Source organism: Streptomyces sp. DT2A-34, from assembly GCF_030499515.1.
Classification (GTDB): Bacteria; Actinomycetota; Actinomycetes; order Streptomycetales; family Streptomycetaceae; genus Streptomyces.
This window is the reverse complement of record NZ_JASTWJ010000001.1, coordinates 8162425-8182589: the sequence shown is the minus strand read 5'-3', so window position 1 is coordinate 8182589 and position 20165 is coordinate 8162425. Positions and strand designations below refer to the sequence as shown.

Annotated in this window: 18 protein-coding genes and 1 pseudogene; 10 read left to right on the top strand and 9 right to left on the bottom strand. The window is 70.9% G+C overall.

Going from position 1 to position 20165, the window contains the following annotated elements; translation table 11 throughout:
- Positions 1 to 1215: an acyl-CoA dehydrogenase family protein gene (locus QQM39_RS36535; RefSeq protein ID WP_302001868.1), complete on the top strand. Its 1215-nt coding sequence runs from the start codon at positions 1 to 3 to the stop codon at positions 1213 to 1215.
- Between the two features lie 258 nt (positions 1216 to 1473).
- Here the strand turns inward: QQM39_RS36535 and QQM39_RS36530 are convergent, their stop codons facing one another.
- From QQM39_RS36530 to QQM39_RS36520, 3 genes are read right to left on the bottom strand one after another with little or no spacing between them, the layout of a single operon-like run.
- Positions 1474 to 2067 carry a TetR/AcrR family transcriptional regulator gene (locus QQM39_RS36530; RefSeq protein WP_302001867.1) on the bottom strand — a complete coding sequence of 198 codons (594 nt, stop codon included), beginning with the start codon at positions 2065 to 2067 and terminating at the stop codon, positions 1474 to 1476.
- A gap of 55 nt (positions 2068 to 2122) precedes the next feature.
- Entirely contained in the window at positions 2123 to 3787 is a 1665-nt protein-coding gene (locus tag QQM39_RS36525) for a class I adenylate-forming enzyme family protein (protein ID WP_302001866.1), read from the bottom strand.
- Positions 3784 to 4557 (bottom strand): SDR family oxidoreductase, encoded by a 774-nt coding sequence (locus QQM39_RS36520; protein WP_302001864.1) that lies wholly within the window; start codon positions 4555 to 4557, stop codon positions 3784 to 3786. Before QQM39_RS36520 ends, QQM39_RS36525 begins: the two co-directional genes overlap by 4 nt.
- Positions 4558 to 4719: 162 nt before the next feature.
- On the opposite strand from QQM39_RS36520, the gene QQM39_RS36515 reads away from it, so the two are divergent.
- Positions 4720 to 5958: a DUF1343 domain-containing protein gene (locus QQM39_RS36515; protein WP_302001863.1), complete on the top strand. Its 1239-nt coding sequence runs from the start codon at positions 4720 to 4722 to the stop codon at positions 5956 to 5958.
- Positions 5959 to 6065: 107 nt separating this feature from the next.
- On the top strand, positions 6066 to 7412 hold the full coding sequence (locus tag QQM39_RS36510) for a serine-threonine protein kinase (protein ID WP_302001862.1): 1347 nt from the start codon (positions 6066 to 6068) through the stop codon (positions 7410 to 7412).
- Between the two features lie 3 nt (positions 7413 to 7415).
- Here the strand turns inward: QQM39_RS36510 and QQM39_RS36505 are convergent, their stop codons facing one another.
- Complete coding sequence (locus QQM39_RS36505; protein ID WP_302001861.1) at positions 7416 to 10211, bottom strand: penicillin acylase family protein; 2796 nt, start codon at positions 10209 to 10211, stop codon at positions 7416 to 7418.
- Positions 10212 to 10441: 230 nt separating this feature from the next.
- Here QQM39_RS36505 and QQM39_RS36500 point away from each other — a divergent pair, with 230 nt between their 5' ends.
- Together QQM39_RS36500 and QQM39_RS36495 are read left to right on the top strand one after the other, a co-directional pair.
- Complete coding sequence (locus QQM39_RS36500) at positions 10442 to 11047, top strand: hypothetical protein (protein ID WP_302001859.1); 606 nt, start codon at positions 10442 to 10444, stop codon at positions 11045 to 11047.
- Between the two features lie 111 nt (positions 11048 to 11158).
- Positions 11159 to 11890: a 3-keto-5-aminohexanoate cleavage protein gene (locus tag QQM39_RS36495; RefSeq protein ID WP_302001858.1), complete on the top strand. Its 732-nt coding sequence runs from the start codon at positions 11159 to 11161 to the stop codon at positions 11888 to 11890.
- Here QQM39_RS36495 and QQM39_RS36490 read toward each other — a convergent pair.
- A complete protein-coding gene (locus QQM39_RS36490; RefSeq protein ID WP_302001856.1) occupies positions 11860 to 12363 on the bottom strand; it encodes a hypothetical protein in 504 nt (167 codons plus the stop codon). The genes QQM39_RS36495 and QQM39_RS36490 overlap by 31 nt on opposite strands.
- A gap of 373 nt (positions 12364 to 12736) precedes the next feature.
- Here QQM39_RS36490 and QQM39_RS36485 point away from each other — a divergent pair, with 373 nt between their 5' ends.
- Positions 12737 to 13804 (top strand): RNA ligase (ATP), encoded by a 1068-nt coding sequence (locus tag QQM39_RS36485; RefSeq protein WP_302001855.1) that lies wholly within the window; start codon positions 12737 to 12739, stop codon positions 13802 to 13804.
- 296 nt (positions 13805 to 14100) lie between these two features.
- On the opposite strand, the gene soxR is transcribed toward QQM39_RS36485, so the two are convergent.
- Complete coding sequence (gene soxR / locus QQM39_RS36480; protein ID WP_302001854.1) at positions 14101 to 14658, bottom strand: redox-sensitive transcriptional activator SoxR; 558 nt, start codon at positions 14656 to 14658, stop codon at positions 14101 to 14103.
- A 119-nt stretch (positions 14659 to 14777) separates the two neighbouring features.
- On the opposite strand from soxR, the gene QQM39_RS36475 reads away from it, so the two are divergent.
- Positions 14778 to 15239: a MaoC family dehydratase gene (locus QQM39_RS36475; protein ID WP_302001853.1), complete on the top strand. Its 462-nt coding sequence runs from the start codon at positions 14778 to 14780 to the stop codon at positions 15237 to 15239.
- Between the two features lie 17 nt (positions 15240 to 15256).
- On the opposite strand, the gene QQM39_RS36470 is transcribed toward QQM39_RS36475, so the two are convergent.
- The 3 genes from QQM39_RS36470 to QQM39_RS36460 form a co-directional block, all read right to left on the bottom strand.
- Positions 15257 to 15880 carry a TetR/AcrR family transcriptional regulator gene (locus QQM39_RS36470; RefSeq protein WP_302001852.1) on the bottom strand — a complete coding sequence of 208 codons (624 nt, stop codon included), beginning with the start codon at positions 15878 to 15880 and terminating at the stop codon, positions 15257 to 15259.
- 145 nt (positions 15881 to 16025) lie between these two features.
- Entirely contained in the window at positions 16026 to 16313 is a 288-nt protein-coding gene (locus tag QQM39_RS36465; protein WP_302001851.1) for a YiaA/YiaB family inner membrane protein, read from the bottom strand.
- Positions 16314 to 16386: 73 nt separating this feature from the next.
- The gene (locus QQM39_RS36460; protein ID WP_302001850.1) at positions 16387 to 17538 is read right to left on the bottom strand and encodes an acyl-CoA dehydrogenase family protein; all 1152 of its coding nucleotides are present in this window, start codon (positions 17536 to 17538) and stop codon (positions 16387 to 16389) included.
- A 123-nt stretch (positions 17539 to 17661) separates the two neighbouring features.
- On the opposite strand from QQM39_RS36460, the gene QQM39_RS36455 reads away from it, so the two are divergent.
- The 3 genes and pseudogenes from QQM39_RS36455 (at position 17662) to QQM39_RS36445 (ending at position 20165) form a co-directional block, all read left to right on the top strand.
- On the top strand, positions 17662 to 18303 hold the full coding sequence (locus QQM39_RS36455; RefSeq protein ID WP_302001849.1) for a TetR/AcrR family transcriptional regulator: 642 nt from the start codon (positions 17662 to 17664) through the stop codon (positions 18301 to 18303).
- A 47-nt stretch (positions 18304 to 18350) separates the two neighbouring features.
- The gene (locus QQM39_RS36450) at positions 18351 to 19061 is read left to right on the top strand and encodes a helix-turn-helix transcriptional regulator (protein ID WP_302001848.1); all 711 of its coding nucleotides are present in this window, start codon (positions 18351 to 18353) and stop codon (positions 19059 to 19061) included.
- Between the two features lie 230 nt (positions 19062 to 19291).
- Positions 19292 to 20165, top strand: a pseudogene (locus QQM39_RS36445) (DMT family transporter).

Genomic DNA, 20165 nt, shown 5'->3' with positions numbered 1-20165 from the left:
ATGGACTTCGCGTTCGACGCACGTACCGAGGAGCTGCGCGGCAAGCTGCTGGCCTTCATGGACGAGCACGTCTATCCGGCCGAGGCCGTGGCGGAGGAGCAGCGGGCCGCGCTGGCCTCCCCCTGGGACACCCCTGACGTGGTCGAGGAGCTGAAGGCCGAGGCACGCCGCCAGGGCCTGTGGAACCTCTTCCTCCCCGACGCCGAGTACGGTGCCGGGCTGACCAACCTCCAGTACGCCCCGCTCGCCGAGATCACCGGCCGCTCCCCGCAGCTCGCGCCCACCGCGCTGAACTGCGCGGCGCCGGACACCGGGAACATGGAGGTGCTGTCGCAGTTCGGCGACGAGCAGCAGAGGAAGCAGTGGCTGGAGCCGCTGCTGGCCGGTGAGATCCGCTCGGCGTTCGCGATGACCGAGCCGGAGGTGGCCTCGTCCGACGCCACCAACATCACCACGTACATCGAGCGGGACGGCGACGAGTACGTCATCACCGGCCGCAAGTGGTACATCTCCGGGGCGATGAACCCGGACTGCAAGATCTTCATCGTGATGGGCAAGACGGACCCGGACGGCGACGACATCCGCCGTCAGCAGTCGATGGTCCTGGTCCCGCGCGACACCCCGGGCGTGACGGTCAAGCGTGCCATGCAGGTGTTCGGCTACGAGGACCACTACCACGGCGGCCACGCCGAGGTGATCTTCGACCACGCGCGCGTACCGGTGTCCAACCTCATCGGTGAGGAGGGCGGCGGATTCGCCATCGCCCAGGCGCGGCTCGGGCCGGGCCGTATCCACCACTGCATGCGGCTGATCGGCATGGCGGAGCGGGCGATCGAGCTGATGTGCCGCCGGGCCGCGTCCCGTACGGCCTTCGGCAAGGCGCTGGCCCAGCAGGGCGTGGTGCACAACTGGATCGCCGACGCGCGGGTGACGGTCGAGCAGCTGCGGCTGCTGGTGCTGAAGACGGCCTGGCTGATGGACACCGTCGGCAATCGAGGTGCCCACACGGAGATCCAGGCCATCAAGATCGCCACGCCGCGTGCGGTCGTCGACATCATCGACCGGGCGATCCAGTTGCACGGCGCGGGTGGTGTCAGCCAGGACTTCCCGTTGGCCGAGCTGTACGCCGGGGCGCGGACGCTGATGATCGCCGACGGGCCGGACGAGGTGCATCAGCGGTCGCTGGCGCGGCGGGAGTTGAAGAAGTACCTGTGACTCCGTCGGCGGCGGGGGGGGTTCTCGCCCCCGCCGCCCCTACCCGTCCCATCCCTGGGGGCTGCCGCCCCCGGACCCCCGCTTCGGCCCTGAACGGGCCTCGTCCTCAAACGCCGGAGGGGCTGACGTACTCAGCCCGTCCGGCGTTTGAGGAGCGGGGGTCCAGGGGGCGGAGCCCCCTGGGAACGGGGTCGAAGGGGCGGAGCCCCTGGGGATGGGAAGGGTAGGGGCGGCGGGGGCGGAAGAAGCCTCGGTCGCCTAGGGTCGCAGCGCCCGCAGCAGCAGGTCCGCCAGGTGGTCGGCGACCTCCTGGGGGCTCATCGGGCCGTCGGGCCGGTACCAGGTCGACAGATGGTGGACGGACCCGAAGTGGTAGTCGACGACCAGGTCGGCGGGGGTCGCCTTCGAGAAGACGCCCGTCTCCTGGCCCTCCTCGACGAGCGCGCGGAAGCGTTCGTGGTAGCGCCGGCGCTCGGCGCGCACCTGCTTGTTCTTCTCCGGGCTCAGGTGGTGCATGGACCGCCAGAAGATCATCGCGTCGTCGAGGTTGTCGATGGTCGTCACCACGACGTCCGCCGCCGCGGCCCGCAGCCGCTTCTCCACCGGCTCGTCGGCCTGCGCGAAGGCGTCCAGGCGCTCCTGCTGGAGGCGCAGCACGCGCGCGTACACCTCGTGCAGGAGGTCGTCCTTGGAGCCGAAGTAGTGGTACAGCGCCCCCTTGGTGACGCCGGCCGCCTCGACGATCTCCTGCACCGAGGTGCGGTCGTAGCCCTGCTCGGCGAAGAGCCGGGTGGCGGCGGCGAGCAGCCGCTGCGGGACGGGCGTACCGTCACCGTCCGTCGTCCTGGCCACTGTGCCGCCACCTGCCTTTCCGAGATGTCTGCCTGCTGCCCAGCAGTCTTGCTGTCTAGCCGTCGTTCGCGCGGGAACGAAGTTCCCGACGGAGGATCTTCCCACTTGCCGTCTTGGGCAAGTCGGGCAGGATCTCCACCTGCCGCGGATATTTGTAGGCGGCCAGTCTCTCCCTGCAGTACGCCGCGAGTGCGTCGGGGTCCGTTTCCGCACCCGGACGGAGGCTGATGTACGCCTTGACGGTCTCCCCGCGGTACCCGTCGGGCACCCCGACGACGGCCGCCTCGCGCACCGCCGGGTGGGTGTAGAGCACGTCCTCGACCTCGCGCGGCCACACCTTGAAGCCGGACGCGTTGATCATGTCCTTCTTGCGGTCGACGACGTACAGCCAGCCCTCGGCGTCCATGAAGCCGATGTCGCCGGTGCGCAGCTCGCCGTCCGGGAAGGTCTCGGCGGTGGCGTCGGGGCGCTGCCAGTAGCCGGGCACGACCTGCGGGCCGCGTACGAGGATCTCGCCCTGTTCGCCGAAGGGGACCTCTTGGCCGGCGTCGTCGACGATGCGTACGACCGTCTCGGGCCCCGGCAGCCCCACGGCGAGCGTGCCGGAGACCGGGTCCACGGGGGCCTCCCGGCCGGGCGGGACGGAGGCGCAGGGGGCGGTGCACTCGGTGAGGCCGTAGCCGTTGCGGATGTACGGCCCGAGGCCCGCCCGGAACTTCTCCACCAGGGCGGGCGGCAGTGGGGCGCCGCCGGAGGAGATCATCCGGAAGGAGGCGAAGTGGTCCCGGGTGACCGCCGGGTGGGCGGCCAGCGCCATGAACGCGGTCGACGGGCCGACGGTGTAGTGCGGCCCGTGCTCGGCGAAGGCGTCGAGCACGACACCCGCCTCGAAGCGGTACGCCAGCACGAGGGTGCCCGCGCTGTCGAGACAGGCGCCGAGCTGGCAGACCATCCCGGTGATGTGGAACAGGGGCGCGAGTGCGAAGTAGACGGGCGCCTCGGGCAGTTCCAGTCCGGTCCGCTGCCGCTCGGCGTTGTACATGATGTTGCCGTGCGTGTTGGTGGCGCCCTTGGGGGTGCCGCTGGTGCCCGACGTGTAGCTGATCAGCGCGAGGTCGGACGGACCGAGGTCACGGCCCTCCGGCGCCTTGTGCCCGGCGCGTGCGACGACCGCGAGGTCCTCGGCGTCGTCGGCCTGCGGCAGCCGTTCGAAGCTCAGCACGCGCGCGTCGTCGCGAGTCTGGAAATCCAACTCACAGCCGGTGAGTGCGATCCGCACCGGCGACCCGGCCGCCGTCTCGCGCAGATACGACTCCCAGGCCCGGTCGGAACAGATCAGCGCGGCCACGTCACCGTCCCGCAGGACGTGGCCGACCTCCCCCGCCTTGTACATCGGGTTGACGGGCACCACGATCGCCCCCGCCTTCCAGGCGCCGAGCAGCGCGAGCACGAAGTGCGGGGAGTTCTGCAGCAGGATCGCCACCCGGTCGCCGCGCTCCAGGCCGCGAGCGGCGAGGTGCCCGGCGACGGAGTCGCTGAGCTCGTCGACCTCGCGGTAGGTCAGCCGGCCGTCGAAGTAGGCGAGGAAGGTGCGCTCCGGGGTCTCGGCGACCACCCGGCGCAGGGCGTGCACGAGGGTGTCGGCCGGGTCGATCGGGGCGCGCTGGGCGTCGCCGAGCAGGGCCAGCCAGGGCTTGGCCGCGTAACGGGACTGGGTCACCTGGCCTCCTCCCACTTCTGCTGGATGTGGTTCATGCCGGCCAGCCAGCGGTCGGGCGTGGCGGCCCGCGCCTCGTAGTATCCGGCGACCTCGGGGTGCGGCAGGATCAGGAAGCGATCCTCCGCCATGCCCTTGAACAGGGCGTCCGCGACGTCGTCCGGCTCGATGGCGGTCGGGTGGAGCACCAGGTCGCCCGCGCTGCCGGTGGCGGCGAGCATGTCGGTGCGCACGCCCTGGGGGCAGATGGCGTGCACCTTCAGGCCACGGTGCCGGTACGTCAGCGACAGGTACTCGGCGAAGGCATAGGCACCGTGCTTGGTGACGGCGTAGGGCGCGGCGCCGATCATGGTGAGCAGTCCGGCGGCGGAGACGGTGGAGACGAAGCGGCCGCTGCCCCGCTCCAGCCAGTTGGGGAGCAGTTCGTTGGCGGCACGCACGTGTGCCATGACATTGACGTCCCAGGACACCGTCCAGGCCTTCTCGTCGAGAGGCTGACCCGGGCCCTCGCCTTCGAAGGCGACACCGGCGTTGGCGCAGTAGACGTCGACGGTGCCGTCGAGCGCCTCGCGGGCCTCGGAGACGATCGCGGAGGCATCGCCCGGCACCGCGACGCCTCCGATCTCGTCGGCGACCGCCTGGGCCTTCCCGGCATCCAGATCGTTGACGACGACGCGAGCTCCCTCGGCGGCGAAGCGACGGGCAAGGGCCGCGCCGATGCCACCCCCAGCCCCGGTAACGACGACTCCGGCACCCTGAACGGCTTCCACCATCGGTCTCCTTCGACTGCGGCTCTCCTGCGGGGGGACAGACTAACCGGTCGGTATGTCACAAGGAAGAGGCACTGCGACGCCCTCGGGGACGCGGATAATTACGCGACGAGCCACACCACCGGCACCTTCCCCACAACCTGCGGGAGCAATACCGTGCCCCCCATGCGCCTATCCAGACGAGCCCTACTCGCAGCGACAACGGCAGCAGCTTCACTCACGACGGCCTCCGAGGCCTCCGGTGCCGAGCGCCGCAGGCACGTACGCACAGGCTTCGAGAACCTCACCGCCGACGCCTACGCCCAGCTCAGCGGCCAGCGCGTCGGCATCGTCACCAACCCCACGGGCGTAACCCGCGACGCCCGCCACATCGTAGACGTCATGCACGCCGACGACAGGGTGAACCTGGGGGCCGTCTTCGGCCCCGAACACGGCTTCCGCGGCACCGCCCAGGCAGGCGGCTCCGAGGGCCGCTACGACGACCCCGCGACCGGCCTCCCGGTCTACGACACGTACCTCAAGAGCGGCCGCCCCCTCGCCGACATCTTCACCGCGTCCGGCGTGGACACGATCGTCTTCGACATCCAGGACGTGGGCGCCCGCTTCTACACGTACATCTGGACGCTCTACGACTGCATGGAGGCGGCCCAGCTCGCCGGCAAACGCTTCGTCGTGCTCGACCGCCCGAACCCGGTGACCGGGCGAGCGGCCCAAGGCCCGGTGCTGCACAAGGAGTTCGCCACCTTCGTCGGCCGCCAGCCCATCTCCCAGGCGCACGGTATGACGGTCGCGGAGCTGGCGCGGCTGTTCAACGGGGAGTTCCTGACCACGCCGGTGCCGCTGGAGGCCGTACGGATGACGGGCTGGCGGCGGTCAGAGTTCTACGACGCCTGGGGCCTGCCCTGGGTGCCGCCGAGCCCGAACATGCCCACCCCGGACACCGCGCTGGTGTACTCGGGGACCTGCCTCTTCGAGGGCACGAACCTGTCGGAGGGCCGCGGGACGACACGGCCGTTCGAACTGCTCGGCGCGGAGGGCATCGACGGACGCTGGGCGGCCGCCGTGAGCGAACTCGACCTGCCCGGCGCGCACTTCAGGGAGGCGTACTTCGCGCCCACGTTCTCGAAGTTCCAGGGCAAGACCATCGGCGGCGTGCAGATCCATGTGCACGACCGGGCCGCGTACGACCCCGTCCGCACCGGGATCGCCCTGCTCGTGACCGCCAAGAAGGCCTGGGGCGGCTTCGGTTGGCGCCCCGACAACTGGATCGACAAGCTCACCGGTTCCACACGGGTACGCACGATGATCGACGCGGGCGCGAGCGCCGACGAGGTGGTGGCGGGCTGGCAGCAGGAGCTCGCGGCGTTCCGGCGGATGCGCGGGGAGTACCTGCTGTACAAATGAGCGCCCCACTTATGTGCCCCGGACGAGTGACGACGTATGGCCATTCGCGCCCGGTAGCAGGACGATGCGCCCGTGTCGCACCACTACGGGGGACGAGGGGACCTGTGATGGCGAATCCGGCGATGAGCGTGAATCCCTACTGGGAGCTGACCTTCGACGCGGACGGGGATCCGGACGCAGGCAAGCGGGACCGGCTGCTGGCCGGGGTGGCGCGGCACCACGTCCGTGATCTGATCGTCTTCGCGCACGGCTGGAACAACGACCGCTCGGGGGCGACCCGGCTCTACGGCCGCTTCTTCGCGCCGATCCCGCGGCTCGCCCCGGCGGCGAAGATCGGGTACGTGGGTGTGGTCTGGCCGTCGATGCGGTTCTCGGACGAGCCGATCCCGGACTTTCCGCGGGCCGTGGCGGCGGAGATGCCTCGCCGCCCGGTGCTCGACAAGGACACGCGGCACGCGCTGCTGGAGACGTTCCCGGGGCGGGCGACCGTGATCGACCAGATCGCCCGGATGCTCGACCAACAGCCTCGTGAGGAAGCCGAGTTGGAGGAGTTCGGGCGGCTGGTGCGGATCCTGGTGGACGTCGTGCCGCCGGGGCCGCAGGTGCTGTTCGCGGCGGACACGCTGGCGGAGGGGGTGCCGCAGAGCTCGCCGGACATGTTCTCGGTGTCCACCGCCGCCGTGTGCGAGGAGTTCGCGCAGGCGCTGACGCATCTGGAGGCGCCGGACGGAGCGCCGGACGGTGCGGCCGCCTTCTCGTTGCCGAATCCGTGGGAGGGAGCACACGAGTTGCTGCGGCAGGCGACGTACTACGCCATGAAGCGGCGGGCGGGCACGGTCGGTGAGCGCGGGCTCGGCCGGGTGATCGGGCAGCTGGCGGCACGTTCGCCCGAGGTGCGGGTGCATCTCGTCGGGCACAGCTTCGGCGCGCGGCTGGTGTCGTTCGCGCTGCGCGGGCTACCGAAGGGCGTGCGGTCGGTGAAGTCCGTGACGCTGCTCCAAGGTGCCTTCTCGCACTACGCGTTCGCGTCCCGGCTGCCGCACGACGCGCGGGCGGGTGGGGTGTTGGAGGGCCAGCACAACCGTATCGACGGACCGCTGGTCTGCTGCTACTCGCGGCACGACTCGGCCCTGTCCACGATGTATCCGCTGGCCTCCCGCATGGCAGGGGACGCGCGGGGGATCGCGGCGTTGGACATCGGCCGGACGCTGGGGAACAAGTGGGGTGCGATGGGGCACGACGGGGTGCAGGCGGTGCCGGGGACGCGGTCGTCGAAGCTGGCCGACGCGCTGAAGGCGGAGCTCCCCGCTGCGGGCTGCGTGAACATCGACGCGGCGTCCGTGGTCAGACGTGGCGGACCGCCGGCGGGAGCGCACAGCGACATCGTGCACCGGGAGCTTGCGCAGGTGGTGGTGGCGGCGGGCCGCATCGACCGGCCCGCCGCCGACCACTGATCGTCACCTGTGTGACGTGAACTCCACGACCTGCTGATACGTCGGCCGGTTCTGCCAGCTGATCTTGGAGTGTTTGATGCCGCCCAGGGTGCGCTGGACGATCGAGTCGGCGCACCACTGGTCGCCCGCCGAGCACTGGTCGTCGCCGGGGTAGACCTGGGCCGCGGTCTTGTCGGCCGCCTCCTTCAGGGTGCTGATCAGGATGTCCCGGCAGGCGCTGAGGCTGCCGCCGCCGCAGTACTTCCGGTCGAGCGGGCCCTGCACCGACTCACCGAGCACGGCCCGGATGTCCTTGTCGACATAGCTCCACCAGCCGTACTGGAAGGAGCTGCCGGCGTGCGAGCCGGTCGGGCCGTGTGCGGCGGACGGGGACTCGTCGATGGGCAGGTTGTTGGTCATGGCGGCGTACAGCTCGCTGCCGAGGCCCGGTTCGAACTCGGCCTTCACCAGCAGCGGCCACCACGCGTCCAGGATGCGGATCGCGTCGGCGTGGGCGTACGTCTTCGAGCCGGCCGACGTCTCGGTGCGCTTGGCGCCCGCCGAGATCCACGCCTGGAGCTTGCTCACCGCCGCCGCGGCCGTGGAGTCGGTCACCGTGGAGCTGCCCACGACCTTGAGCAGATCCGGGAGCACGCCCTCGGCGCGGAGGTCGGCCAGACCCGCATCCGCCATGGCCTTCACCAGCGAGGCCCGGGTCACGCCGCCCGCGGCGACCAGCTTCTTCACCCGGTCCTCCAGCAGGTTGCCGCGGTGGACCGAGCCGTCGCCCCAGGGAGCGGTCGTGTAGTCCTTGGCCTGCTTGTTGTTCCAGGAGATGTAGTAGTCCTGGTCGAGGGAGTTGGGGTGGGCCGACGGCGGGGTGTACTGGGCCGTGTTCGTCGCCGGGTCCCAGCCCCGCCACTCGTACGCCGACTGCGCCCACACCGGGAACTCCGCGTCGACGCCGGTCGCCCGGACCGGGTTGTCGCCGCTGTTGTAGTAGGCGGTGTGCTCGGAGTCGGCGTAGAACCAGTTGAAGGTGTAGTTGATGTGCTGCACCGCCTCCTGGAAGTCCTCCGGGCCCTTCACGTAGTCGGGGTCGTTCAGCATCTGGAAGCCGATGATCGAGTCGGCCTCGTGCATGAAGGACGAGCGCAGGGTGGTGTAGGCGACCTTCTTGCCGCCGACGGTCGCGCGGTGCGTGACGGGTCCGTACTCCGTGCGCCAGACCCGCATCGTGTACGACCCCGCGGCGGTCCCGTCGGCGGTCGTCGGCTTCCAGGCGTTCTTCTGCTCGACCTTCTCCATCGCCGTGCAGGTGCCGCGGTACAGGTAGTGGTAGTCGTCCTGGCACAGCTCGACGGCGTAGGTGTCGATGATGTCCTGGCCGGAGGTCGTCGCGCTCCACGAGTAGTCCTGGCCGCGGCCGAGTTCGACGTACATGCTCAGGCCGGCGAAAGAGGCGCCGCGGGCGCTGATGCCCGGGCCCTGGATCTCCTGGAGCAGCAGCAGCTGGGGCGCGAAGTAGCCGGTCTGCGGGCCGAAGACGGCGACCGGGTGGCCGCTCGCGGTGTGCTCGCCGCTCACCACGAGGGCGTTGGACATGCCCCGCTTGGCCGAGGTCATGGCGGTCCGGGCCGCCGTGGTGGAGGCGGTCGTCGCGGCGGAGCCGGCCGCGCTGCCCGTACGGTCGTGGACGAGCTGCTCCTCGGTCACCGAGCCGGCGTCGGGCAGGGCCTCGCCCTGCGGGTCGTCGGGCTTGGTGGCATACGGGAAGCTCTTGTCGTGGACGGTGACGACCGCCTCGGGGTCGTTGCGTTCGCGGAACGACTCCCAGAGCTTGGTGCCCTCGGCCACGCCGTACTTCTCCTGGGCGGCCAGCAGGGAGAGGGCGTTGTTGACCTCGCCGCCGCCTCCGGAGCCGAACAGGGCGCCGATCACGGACGCCAGTGCGACCAGGTCGGTGGGTTTGAAGTGCTCGATCGTGCCGGCGTTGGTGACCGAGTCCTTGTGGCCGGTCAGGACGTACTCGCCGGGGAAGTAACGGCCGCTGTCGGAGGCGTCGATGTAGGAGTTGATGCCGTCGACGTAGGCGTTCACGTCGGCGAGGGCCTGCTTGCCCCGGTCGCCGGCCGCGGCGACGGCGTTGTCGATCTGGGCCTGCAGATCGGCCTCGGTGTACGGCGCGTGACGGTAGAACTCCTGCTCAAGGCCCTGGTTGGAAGCCGCGCCGCCGGCGAACGAGGTCAACTGGCCGCGTCCGACGTGCCGGAAGACGTCCATCAGCCACAGCCGGTCCTGGGCGGCCGCATAGCCGGCGCCGAACTCCGTGCCGTATCTGGTGGTACCGGTGATGTGCGGTACGCCCGTCTTCTTGTCTCGGACGATCGTCACGTCACCGCGCCCGGCGGGTTTGACGGTGGAGGCGACTTGATCGGACGGAACGCCGAACGAGGCGTCGTTGAAGAAGTTGTTGATCGTCGCGTTGGTGAGGCCGGAGTAGCCCTTGGCCAGGTTGGCGTAGGGGCCCAGCTGGTCCGAGGCGTGGTCCGGCAGGGTGCCGAAGGCCTGGTTGGCGAGGATCTGGGCGAGGGTGGCGTTGCCGTTCTGGCCCGGCGGCAGGATGTCGGAGCACTGGTTCCCGCAGTGGTCGACGGCCGTGGCCTCGGCCGCCGCCGCCTCGGGCGCGGTGGCGGCTTGGGAAAGTGGCGACAAAAGACCGGCAATCAGGGCGCATATGGATGCCGTCTTCAGGAACCCGGGGAATCGGTCGGGAGTTCTCACTCTGTCTGGGGCGTTACGTGGGGTACGCCGTGGCATGGCAGCTCCTACCGACGAGGGTGGGCCGGATGTTACCGGCGGTATCCCCGGGATTGAAGATGAACATGCGTCACTTTTTGGAGTCACCAGGGCTCGCTATGGAGGTCATCGGAAAACGAATGGAGCCGAATCGCTTGTCGATACGTCTATTCGTCAACGTCGCGCGAAGTCCGTGCGGCGACGCCGAAGTGACCGAAGTACAGGTGCAGGTGTGACGGAGGTGCAGGGCGATGGCCGGTTTCCGGAGTCTGGCGAGACAGGTGCGAGACCCGCGGTGCGATCTGGCGCTGCGGCGCTACTCGCTGCGTAAGTGCCTTGAGCGGTTCGCCCCTTACGGGCACAGGGCGACCTGGGACCACTTGTGCTCCCGGGCAGGGTTCGGTCCGGAGGACCGGTCCCCCGATCCGGCGCGGCTCGTGGCCGCGTTGGACGAACTGGAGGAAGCGCGTTCGGTCTGGCTCGCCTATGAGGTCGAGTTCGCCGAGCGGCGCAAGAAGGAGAAGCACGACGGGCTGCGCAGGCCGGGCACCGTGGACGACTGGCACCGGCTGACCTGGGGCGGTTTCGGGGTCGCCTGGTGCGACGACCCCGAGGTCCACCCGCAGGAACCGCTGGCCGTGGTGCTGCGCCGGCTGATCTCCGCGCTGGAGCGGGAACCGGGCTCGGAGTGCCCGGTGTGCGGCGGGGAGCGGCTGATCTGGAAGTACGACCTGGCCCATGAACCGTCGTCGGGTCCGGTCTGCACGGACTGCGGAATCGTGGTGCCGCGTCCGGTTCTCACGCCCGAAGCGCTGGCGGCGTCGCGGCGCGAACGGCGGCTGCTGATGTCCGCCTAGTACGACGGGGGTGCGCCGGGGATGCCGCACCCCCTCTTTGTCGGCGGACGGTTCGATGTCTCCCCCTTCTTCCCGTCTGCCGTTGTCAGTGGTGACTGGCACCATCGAGACATGATCCAGGTGTGTCTCAACGGGCCCCGAGGGGCGGTTGACGGTGCGGTGGTGCCTCTCTCGCCGGAGGCGCTGGCCGACTCCGCGGCCGAGGCCGTCGCGGCCGGGGCCACGGACATCCATGTCCATCCCAAGACCCCCTGCGGGCAGGACAGTCTGTCGCCGCGGGTGCTCGCGCCCACGCTGGAGGCGATACGGGCCCGGGTTCCGGTTCCGGTCGGCGTGACGACGGGCGCGTGGGCGGAACCGGATCCCGAAGCACGGCTGGAGCGCATCCGGAGCTGGACGGTGCTGCCGGACCACGCCTCGGTGAACTGGCATGAAGACGGCGCCGAGGAGGTGGCCGCCGCCCTGATCGACCGGGGCGTCGGTGTCGAGGCCGGCATCTGGTCCGGCACCGACGGAGCGGCACGGTTCGCCGCCTCACCGCTGGGGCCGAGAGTGCTGCGGGTGCTGGCGGAGGTGACGGACAGGTCCGCGGAGTCGGCCGAGGAGACCGCCCGAGCGCTGCTGACCGACCTGGGCTCGGCGTTCGGCCGTCCGGTGCTGCTGCACGGGGAGGACGCGGGGGCGTGGCCGGTGCTGCGGCTGGCGGGGCGGCTGGGGCTGGCGGGGCGTATCGGGCTGGAGGACACGCTGGTCCTGCCGGACGGGGAACGGGCCGGGTCGAACGGGCAGTTGGTGGCGGCGGGGCTGGTCCACTACGGGTGGTGGTCCCAGCGCTCGTCGTGAGGGAGGCCGAGGAGTTCGGCGCGAGTCGCGAGCTCGTACTCGTCCGCCGCGTGCAGGCGTGCGGCGCCCGGGCCGGAGAGCCAGGCGCGCAGGTCCGTGACTCCGGCGTCCACGGTGTCGTCGTACCACCAGGAGAAGGGGGAGTCGTCGGACAGCAGGTCGTACAGCCAGACGTCGGCGCAGTGGGCGAGATGCGCGTCGGCGACCGGGCCGGGAACCCGTCCCTCCAGGAACGGGGTCACCGTCCTGGCGATCGTGGCGCAGGTGTCGAAGATCTCGTCGATGCCGTACGGCGGCTCGGGTGTCGTGAGGGCGCCCTGCCACCAGGCCTGCACAAACGCCTCGATCGCGGCGACCTGCTCGGCCGGCCAGGAGCGCCGGTCCACCCGGGACAGCCCGTGAGCCCCGAACCCGATCGCGCCCAGGGTGCCGTCGGCCGGCGCCCGTGCGCCCTGCGGCAGCAGGCGCCGCATCACGGCCTCGTGGTCGTCGATGGGGGTCCCCCCTTTGGGGGGTCGGGCACCTCGAAGAGGTAGTACCGCACCACGTCCACGGGCATCCGCACGTCCGGCGTGCGCAGTTACGCGGTCTCCTGGGGCGCGTGGCAGTAGCCGCAGCCGGTCTCGGCGGGGCTCGTGAAACCGCCGAAGACGGTGTCGATCTCGGCGAGGGCTGAGTCAAGGGCGGCTGAGGACATGGGGCTGGTCCCGTTTCAGGACTCCGTGCGCGACGGAGTGCCGGCCGAAGAGTGCGACGATACCAGCCGCTAATCGGCTCGCTCCAGCCCTTTCCCGTCCGGACAGTTGGGGGCGATGAAACGAACCTGAGGTCCTGAAGGAGCCCCTCATGTCGACGCTGCGCGTCACCGCCGAAGTGCTGACCGTCCACGAGCATCCCAACGCCGACGCCCTGGAGCTGGCCCAAGTGGGTCTGTACCGGGCCGTCGTCGCCAAGGGCGCGTACCGCACCGGTGAGGCCGCCGTGTACATCCCCGAGCAGTCCGTGCTGCCGGCCGGACTGATCGAGGAACTGGGGCTGACCGGACGGCTGGCGGGGAGCAGGGCCGACCGGGTCAGGGCGGTGCGGCTGCGCGGTGAGCTGTCGCAGGGGATCGTGTGCCGGCCGAAGGCGCTGGCCGACGTCGATCTGGCGCGGGCGGCCGCGGAGGGGACCGACTTCGCGGAGGTGCTCGGGGTCACCAAGTGGGTGCCGCCGATCCCGCCCACGATGTCCGGTGAGGTGGAGTCTGCGCCGGGTCTGCTGCCCTGGGTCGACATCGAGAACATCCAGCGGTATCCGGACATCTTCGAGCCGGGTGAGCGCGTGGTGCTGACCGAGAAGCTGCACGGCTCGGCGTGCCTGCTCACGTATGTCGCCGACGAGGGCCGGGTGTACGTCTCCTCCAAGGGCTTCGGCGCGAAGTCGCTGGCGCTGCGGGAGGATCCGCGCAATCTGTACTGGCGGACGGTGCGGGGGCACGGCGTCGCCGAGGCGGCGGTTCGGGTGGCCGAGCGACTGGGCGCGCGCCGGGTGGGCATCTTCGGCGAGGTGTACGGCGCGGGGGTGCAGGACCTGACGTACGGGGCCGATGGGCGACGGGAGACCTTGGGTTACGCCGTGTTCGATGTGTCGGCGGAGATCGACGGTCGGGTGCGGTGGCTGGACGCCGCGGAGGTGCTGGAGGGGGAACTGCCTTTGGTGCCGCGGCTGTTCGAGGGGCCGTACGACATCGAGCGGGTGCTGGGAGTCGCCAGTGGGCGGGAGACGGTGTCCGGGCGGGAGCTTCATCTGCGGGAGGGTGTGGTGATACGGCCGGTCAGTGAGCGGTACAGCGCGGTGACCGGCAGGCGGGCGATCGCGAAGGCGGTGAGTCCGGCGTATCTGACTCGGAAGGGTGGGACCGAGTACGAGTGAGCCTGGGCTTGGCGGTACCCGGTGCTGGTGCCGGGGGGAGGCGCTCGCCGGCGCCGGCCGGGTGCCGCCGTCTTTGGGACGGGCGCCGCCCCAGCGGCCCGACTGCCCGCAGGCGAGGCCGGCTGCGGCTGCAGCTGCAGCTGCAGCCGCAGCATGATGCCTCAGCGGCGCTGTCGCTCGCAGGCTACGGGGCTCAGCGAAACAGCCAACGGCCCCGCAGCCGGCCAAGGGGCGCGGGGAACTGCGCGACCGGCCAACCACAACCCGCAGCCGCCCCACGAGCCAAAGCCCCGAGCTCATGGGCGAACCAACCCGGCACGCCGGCGCAGCGCGTCAGCAGCGGTCCCCGGCCTCCTGCTCCCGCCTCTCGGCCCTGCCCGCTCCCCCTTCTGCCGGCCCCCCGGCTCCGCCAGCAGGCGCGACCCCGTCAGTCGTTCGCCGAAGACATCGTCCGGGTTGGACAGGACGCATGTGTCGAGGGAGAGGCAGCCGCAGCCGATGCAGTCGGTCAAGTGGTCGCGCAGGCGGTTCAGTTGCTTGATGCGTTCGTCCAGTTCCGAGCGCCAGGTCTCCGACAGACGCGCCCAGTCCTCGTTCGTGGGCGTGCGCTCCTCGGGGAGTTGGGCGAGGGCCTCGCGGATCGTGGCCAGCGGGATGCCGACGCGTTGCGCGGCCCGGACGAAGGCGACCCGGCGGAGGGTGTCACGGGTGTAGCGGCGCTGGTTGCCGGAGGTGCGGCGGCTGCTGATCAGACCCTTGGACTCGTAGAAGTGCAAGGCGGAGACGGCGGCGCCGCTACGGGCGGCGAGCTGGCCGACCGTGAGCTCGTGGATCTTCTCGGGGATCTGGGGCACGCCTCAAACCTACCTATCGTGTCATCGCCCGGTTCCGTTGACAGGGGCTCCACGGCCTAGCATGCTAAGCAGTTGCTTAGATATTGGCATCCGAGATACGCGACGCGAGAGGCCTGGACATGGCAGAGCCGAGGATCTTCACCTCCGCCGACGACCTGAAGGCGGCGGTGGGCGAGCAGCTGGGACACACGGACTGGCTGGAGGTCGACCAGAAGCGGATCGACTTGTTCGCGGAGGCCACCGGTGACCACCAGTGGATCCATGTCGATCCGGAGAAGGCCGCCGCCGGGCCCTTCGGGACCACCATCGCCCACGGCTATCTCACGCTGTCCCTGCTCCCGCTCTTCGGACCCCAGCTCATCAAGGTCGAAGGCGTGAAGATGGGCGTCAACTACGGGACGAACAAGGTGCGTTTCCCCGCCCCGGTGCCGGTCGGCTCGCGGCTGCGTGCCACCGCCACCATCTCCGGCGTGGACGACGTGGCGGGCGGCGTCCAGGTCACCGTCGCGTTCAGCGTGGAGCGCGAGGGCGGGGACAAGCCCGTATGCGTCGCCGAGTCCGTCTCGCGGTACTACCTGTAGCCGGAAGGCGTCCGGCCCTACTTCGCTCCCACCATCCGCAGCACGAGGTCGGCGTAGAGCGCGCCGACCTCGTCGGGTGTCCAGGGGCCGTCGACGTTGAACCAGCGGGCCACGTCGATGCACAGGGAGAGCACGGCGAGGGTCGTGCCCTTCACGTCCAGCACGTCGAACTCACCGGCCGTCACGCCGTCCTCGATGATCGCGCGCACCTCGGCGTCGCACTGCCGGCGCAGCGCGAGGATCTCGGCGCGGGCGTCCGGGCCGAGCGAGTCCAGCTCGTACTGCACGACCCGGGCGGTCGTGCGCCCGCCGGCGTGCCAGCGGACGAAGGAGCTCACCGCGTCGGCGAGCCGCTCGGCCGCCGTGCCCTCACGGCGGGAAGCCGTACGCAGGATCTCGAGCGCCTTCTCGTGGCCGATCCTGCTGATGCGGTGGAGCAGCTCTTCCTTGGTCTTGTAGTGGATGTAGAGCGCGGCCGGGCTCATCCCGGCGCGGCCCGCGATGTCACGGGTCGTCGTGGCGTGGTAGCCGCGCTCGGCGAAGGCCTCCACGGCAGCGATCAGCAGCCGCCGTGCCGCGTCGGGCGTGACCTCACCCCACGCCGACGTGTCGCCGCCGGCCGTCTCCTCCGCCGTACTCATCGCTCACTCGCCCCTCTCGCTGACAGAGGAACCACCATACCGCCGATACTGAGCGAGCGCTTAGGGCGTCCGGCCCGGAGGGGCCGGCCCCGGCTGTCGGCCCCAGCTGCCGGCCTCGGCTGCCGGCCTGGGGCTTCCCGCGGGCTCAGATCTTCTCGAAGGGGTCGTGCTCGGCGAGCAGCTTCTCCAGCCGTGCCTGGTCCACCCGGCTGACGATCTGCCCGGCCTCCTGACGGTCCCGGATCACCTTGGCCAGCGTGAACGCCGACGTCACCAGGTAGAGGACCGCGATCGCGAGAAAGCCGCGCACCCAGGCGTCGGCGCTCAGCTGGTAGATGCCGATGCCGGTGGCGGCCATGGCGATGGCGAAGGACGCGACGGACTGGCCGTAGAAGGCGGCCGTACTCTGCTGCTTGACCGGTGTGTCACTCATGGGCAACAGGGTCGGCGATGGTGGCACCGGCCACATCCGCTGAAGTACTCAGCCGCGTACTCAGCCCGCCCGCTCAGAAGGCCGAAACCCCGGTCAGCGCCCGCCCGATGACCAGCTTCTGGATCTGGCTCGTGCCCTCGTAGAGGGTCATCACGCGGGCGTCGCGCAGGAGTTTGCCCGCCGGGTACTCGTCGATGTACCCGTAACCGCCGAAGACCTGAAGGGCGTTGTTGGCGGCGCGTACGGCGGCCTCGGAGGCGAAGAGCTTGGCCTTGGAGGACTCGACGGCGAAGGGCTGCCCGCGGTCGATGAGGTCGGCGACCCGCCAGGTCAGCAGCCGGGCCGCGTCCACGTCGACGGCGACGTCACTGATCAGCTCCTGGACCAGCTGGTGATGGGCGATGGACTTGCCGAACTGTTCGCGCTCGCCGGCGTACCGGACGGCCGCGTCCAGCGCGGCCTGGGCTATGCCGACGCACCCCGCCGCGACCGACATCCGCCCCTTGGCCAGGGCCGACATCGCCACCGAGAAGCCCTTGCCCTCCTCCCCCAGCATGGCCGCGGCAGGCACCCGTACGTCCTGAAGCACCAGCTCCGCGGTGGCCTGGCCGCGCAGGCCGAGCTTGCCGTGGATGGTGCGGCGGGTCAGGCCGGGGGTGTCGGTGGGGACCAGGAAGGCCGAGACGCCCTTGTGGCCCGGCGCGTCGGTGGAGCGGGCGAAGAGCAGGACGACGTCGGCCCAGGTGCCGTTCGTGATGAACATCTTGGTGCCGTTGATCACGTAGTCGTCGCCGTCGCGTACGGCCCGCGTGGCGAGGTTGCCCGCGTCGGAGCCGGTGCCCGGCTCGGTGAGGCCGAAGCAGCCGACGTACTCGCCGGAGGTGAGGCCCGGCAGCCAGCGGCGCTTGTGCTCCTCGCTCCCCCAGGCCGCGATGGTCTTGGCGACCAGGCCGAGGGAGACCGACACGATGCCGCGCACCGAGGAGTCGCCGCGGCCCAGTTCCTCCGTGACCAGGCAGTACGCGAGGTGGTCGCCGCCGGAGCCGCCGTACTCCTCGTCGATCGTCAGGCCCAGGAAGCCGACCTCGCCGAGCTTCTTGACGATCGAACGGTCCACCTCCTCGGCGCGGTCCCACTCGACCACGTGCGGGGCGATCTCGCGGTCCACGAAGTCCCTCGCGAGTTGCCGCACGGCGGTCTGCTCCTCGCTGAGCTCCAGGTTCATGCCGAGTCACCCCACAGACGGTGGCCATCCCGGCGGACGGTGGCCGCGGGAAGCCGTACATTGAAAGCCGTACATTTAAATTAGCACTGCTAGTTTCCATTCGGCAGCCCTACTATGTGCGCCATGGCCCGACCGCGCAAGCCCCTCCTCAGCTACGACCGGATCGTCGAGACGGCTCGCGAACTCGTGGACGCGGAGGGCCTGTCGGCCGTCTCCACGCGCCGCCTCGCCGCCGAGCTGGGGGTGAGCGGGCCGTCCCTCTACAACCACTTCCGCACGAAGGACGAGATCCTGGAGGCGGTCGCCGACTCGGTCAGCGCCCAGGTCGATCTGACGATGTTCGAGGACGGCCGGGACTGGCGGACCGCGCTGCACGACTGGGCCGTCTCCTACCGGGCCGCCCTGCGCGACCATCCGAACATCGTCCCGGTCCTCGCCCAGGGCCCCGGCCGCCGCCCCGCCGGGCTGCGCCTCGCCGACGCCGTCTACGGCGCGATGGTCGCCGCGGGCTGGCCGCCGGCCCAGGCCACCTCCATCGGCGCGCTGATGCGGTACTTCATCATGGGCTCGGCGCTCGGCTCGTTCGCCGGCGGCTTCGTGGACGACGCGAGCGCGTACGACCCCGCCGACTATCCCCACCTCGGACAGGCCCACCTCCTCGCCGAGCAGCAGGAGAAGATCGACGAGCGGGCCTTCGAGACGGGCCTCGCGGCGCTGCTGGACGGGTTGGCGCGGCAGTATGAGCAGGTCGGGCGCGTCGGCTAGCCACGGTTCGGCGGACGCCGAAGTGTCCGTGCCGCACGCTGGGATCCATGACCACCAGGGATCCCCAGGTGCCCCAGCTGGCCCGGCTCGCCGCGCTGATCGCCGACGAGACCCGGGCCGCCTGTCTGCTGGCGCTGCTCGACGGGCGGGCGTGGACCGCCGGTGAGCTGGCGCGGCACGCCGGGGTCGCCGCGTCGACGCTGAGCGAGCATCTGAGCAAGCTCGTCGCGGGCGGGCTGCTCGCCGAGGAGCGGCAGGGACGGCACCGGTACGTCCGCCTGGCCGACGCACGGGTGGCGCAGCTGGTGGAGGACCTGGCCGCACAGGTATCGCCGGACGCTGTGGTACGGCCGCGGAATCTGCGGGAGTCCAGCGCCGGGTCCGCGATGGCGCGGGGCCGCACCTGCTACGACCATCTCGCCGGGCGGCTCGGCATCGCGGTCACGGACGCGCTGACCGCGCGCGGGCTGCTCAGGCAGGACACCGGGTTCGCGCTGACGGATGCGGGGCTCGGCTGGTTCGGCTCCGCGGGTATCCGCCTCGACTCTTCGAGTCGCCGCCCGCTGGCCCGCGCCTGCCTGGACTGGACCGAACGCCGACCGCATCTGGCGGGGGTCGCAGGTGCCGCCATGTGCCGCCATGTGCTGGACGCGGGGTGGTGCGTGCGGATCGGTTCCGAGCGAGCGGTGAAGGTGACTCCGTCGGGGGAGCGGGCACTTCGGGAGCTGCTTGGCATCGAAGCGGGGGCATTGCGGTGAGCTGGGCGGCTAAGGGGGCGGGGGCCTTGTGGTGTGCCGGGTGCGGCTGCGTGGGGGCTGGTCGCGCCCACGCGGCGGTAGCCGCAGATTCAACACAGCCCCGCGCCCCTGGTTGGCGGCAGCAGACGCCGCTTTGACCGGTGCCGCGCCTCTCAGAGCCGCACGGCCCACCGCCCCGTCCGAAATCCGCAAGCCCTCGGTCCCTCTCCCCTCCTAGCCTCTGGAGCATGATGAACGTCTCCCCCGCCCGCCGCACCGAGTTGCTCGCCGCCGGCGCGGCGACCGTCACCGTCATCCTCTGGGCCTCCGCCTTCGTCTCCATCCGCAGCGCCGGCTCCGAGTACTCGCCCGGCGCCCTCGCGCTGGGGCGGCTGCTCGTCGGTGCCGTGGTGCTGGGCGGGATCTGCCTCGTCCGACGGGAGGGGGTACCGTCTCGGGCGGCCTGGCCCGGGATCGCGATATCGGGGCTGCTGTGGTTCGGGTTCTACAGCGTCGTGCTGAACTGGGGCGAGCAGCAGGTGGACGCCGGTACGGCGGCTCTCGTGGTGAACATCGGGCCCATCCTCATCGCGCTGCTGGGCGCCCGGCTGCTCGGGGACCCGATGCCGCCGCGGCTGCTGGCGGGGATGGCGGTGTCGTTCGCCGGTGCGGTGACCGTGGGCCTGTCGATGTCGGGCGGGGGCGGGTCCTCGGTGCTCGGCGTGGTGCTGTGCCTGCTCGCCGCGGTCGGATACGCGGGCGGGGTGGTGGCACAGAAACCGGCCCTGGGTCATGCGAGCCCGCTCCAGGTGACGACGTTCGGGTGCCTGGTCGGCGCGGTCCTCTGCCTGCCGTTCAGCGGGCAGCTCATCGACGACGCGGCCGACGCCTCCGTCTCCGCGACCCTCAACCTGGTCTACCTGGGCGTCTTTTCACTGGCGCTCGCCGGTGCCCGCCCTTGTCGTGCTGATGTCCTGGCTGGCGCTGGGCGAGGTGCCGGGGCTGCTCACCCTGGCGGGTGGGGCGCTGTGTCTGGCGGGGGTCGCCGTGTCGCGGTCCCGGACGCGGTCCGCTCGGGTCGTGGCGGCCGCGCCGCAACCCGAACAGACCCGCGAATCGGCGTGA

Coding starts and splice junctions, on each gene's coding strand:
- QQM39_RS36455 (WP_302001849.1), top strand. CDS start 17,662: ATGGCCCGACCGCGCAAGCCCCTCCTCAGCTACGACCGGATCGTCGAG.
- QQM39_RS36535 (WP_302001868.1), top strand. CDS start 1: ATGGACTTCGCGTTCGACGCACGTACCGAGGAGCTGCGCGGCAAGCTG.
- QQM39_RS36515 (WP_302001863.1), top strand. CDS start 4,720: ATGCGCCTATCCAGACGAGCCCTACTCGCAGCGACAACGGCAGCAGCT.
- QQM39_RS36450 (WP_302001848.1), top strand. CDS start 18,351: ATGACCACCAGGGATCCCCAGGTGCCCCAGCTGGCCCGGCTCGCCGCG.
- QQM39_RS36505 (WP_302001861.1), bottom strand. CDS start 10,211: ATGCCACGGCGTACCCCACGTAACGCCCCAGACAGAGTGAGAACTCCC.
- QQM39_RS36490 (WP_302001856.1), bottom strand. CDS start 12,363: ATGCGGCGCCTGCTGCCGCAGGGCGCACGGGCGCCGGCCGACGGCACC.
- QQM39_RS36520 (WP_302001864.1), bottom strand. CDS start 4,557: ATGGTGGAAGCCGTTCAGGGTGCCGGAGTCGTCGTTACCGGGGCTGGG.
- QQM39_RS36470 (WP_302001852.1), bottom strand. CDS start 15,880: ATGAGTACGGCGGAGGAGACGGCCGGCGGCGACACGTCGGCGTGGGGT.
- QQM39_RS36485 (WP_302001855.1), top strand. CDS start 12,737: ATGTCGACGCTGCGCGTCACCGCCGAAGTGCTGACCGTCCACGAGCAT.
- QQM39_RS36465 (WP_302001851.1), bottom strand. CDS start 16,313: ATGAGTGACACACCGGTCAAGCAGCAGAGTACGGCCGCCTTCTACGGC.
- QQM39_RS36460 (WP_302001850.1), bottom strand. CDS start 17,538: ATGAACCTGGAGCTCAGCGAGGAGCAGACCGCCGTGCGGCAACTCGCG.
- QQM39_RS36475 (WP_302001853.1), top strand. CDS start 14,778: ATGGCAGAGCCGAGGATCTTCACCTCCGCCGACGACCTGAAGGCGGCG.
- QQM39_RS36495 (WP_302001858.1), top strand. CDS start 11,159: ATGATCCAGGTGTGTCTCAACGGGCCCCGAGGGGCGGTTGACGGTGCG.
- QQM39_RS36500 (WP_302001859.1), top strand. CDS start 10,442: ATGGCCGGTTTCCGGAGTCTGGCGAGACAGGTGCGAGACCCGCGGTGC.
- QQM39_RS36510 (WP_302001862.1), top strand. CDS start 6,066: ATGGCGAATCCGGCGATGAGCGTGAATCCCTACTGGGAGCTGACCTTC.